The sequence below is a fragment of the Janibacter sp. CoH_79_TC_3 genome, assembly GCF_058197955.1.
The window spans coordinates 1-233 of the sequence record NZ_JBXWIV010000212.1 but is presented as its reverse complement, the minus strand read 5'-3'; the positions used below and the strand labels follow the sequence as shown (position 1 = coordinate 233).

Sequence of the window (233 nt, the reverse complement as noted above, 5' to 3'; positions counted from 1 at the left end):
GAGCTGCGGCGCGACTGCTGCGAGCACCGTAAACATTCCGGAAAAGATCAGATTCGCCCGAAGTGCGATCGGGATTACCTCCTCAATTGAGGCGGGATCCTTCTTTCCCCAATACTGCGCCGCCATAATGCCCGTGCCTGCCGATATCCCACTGATAAACAGATTCAGCACAAACTGAATCTGCCCTGCCAGCGATACTGCCGACAGCGCCGTCTGGCTGACGGCTCCCAGCA

1 protein-coding gene is annotated in these 233 nt (G+C 57.5%); it reads right to left on the bottom strand.

Going from position 1 to position 233, the window contains the following annotated elements:
• The coding region (locus tag AC2FA3_RS15665; protein WP_490510408.1) for an MATE family efflux transporter at nucleotides 1-231 on the bottom strand (231 nt) is incomplete at its 3' end.
• Between the last annotated feature and the right edge of the window lie 2 nt (nucleotides 232-233).